This is a genomic window from Azospirillum sp. B4 (assembly GCF_000333275.1).
In the GTDB taxonomy this organism is placed as follows: Bacteria; Pseudomonadota; Alphaproteobacteria; order Azospirillales; family Azospirillaceae; genus Nitrospirillum.
Genome location: NZ_BACU01000648.1, coordinates 1 through 978 on the forward strand (window position 1 = coordinate 1; position 978 = coordinate 978).

1 protein-coding gene and 1 pseudogene are annotated in these 978 nt (G+C 66.6%); both read left to right on the plus strand.

The genetic code is table 11. The features are described 5' to 3' along the window. Window positions 1-90: 90 nt before the first annotated feature. Window positions 91-189: pseudogene (locus I55_RS39605) on the plus strand (hypothetical protein); the annotation flags it as partial. A gap of 9 nt (window positions 190-198) precedes the next feature. Beyond that, a partial coding sequence (locus I55_RS29370) for a S1 RNA-binding domain-containing protein (protein WP_376739213.1) occupies window positions 199-978 on the plus strand: 780 nt, incomplete at its 3' end.

Consider the following 978-nt stretch of genomic DNA (forward strand, 5'->3'; position numbering starts at 1 on the left):
CGAAAACTTCATGCTGCACTATAACTCCCCCCCGTACTCCGTGGTGAAAGCCGGCCGCATGGGCAGCCCGGGCCGCCGCGAAATCGGCCATGGCAGCTGGCGTGGCGCGCCGTCCACCCGCTGCTGCCGGCCAAGGAAGCCTTCCCCTACACCCTGCGTCTGGTCTCCGAGATCACCGAGTCCAACGGCTCGTCCTCCATGGCCACCGTCTGCGGCACGTCGCTGGCGCTGATGGACGCCGGCGTGCCCCTGCCGCGCCCCGTGGCCGGCATCGCCATGGGCCTGATCAAGGAAGACACCGGCGTCGCCGTGCTGTCCGACATCCTGGGTGACGAGGATCACCTGGGCGACATGGACTTCAAGGTGGCCGGCACCGAGGCGGGCGTCACCGCCCTGCAGATGGACATCAAGATCACCTCGATCACCGAGGACATCATGAAGGTCGCCCTGGCGCAGGCCAAGGACGGCCGTCTGCACATCCTGGGCGAGATGGCCAAGGCCATCGGCGGCGCCCGCGACGCGGTGAACCAGAACGCCCCGCGCATCACCGTGATCAACATCCCGAAGGAGAAGATCCGCGACGTGATCGGTTCCGGCGGCAAGGTGATCCGCGAGATCGTGGAGCAGACCGGCGCCAAGATCGACATCGAGGACGACGGCACCGTGAAGGTGGCGGCCGTGGACAGCAAGGCCTCCGACGCCGCCATCAAGTGGATCAAGGGCATCGTCGCCGAACCCGAGCTGGGCGAGATCTACGTCGGCAAGGTCGTCAAGGTCATGGACTTCGGCGCCTTCGTGAACTTCCTGGGCGCCCGTGACGGCCTGGTCCACATCTCCGAACTGGCGCCGCAGCGCGTGGCCAAGGTGACGGACGTGGTCAACCAGGGCGACGAAGTCAAGGTGAAGGTCCTGGGCTTCGACGATCGCGGCAAGGTGAAGCTGTCGATGAAGGTGGTCGACCAGGCCACCGGCGAGGAC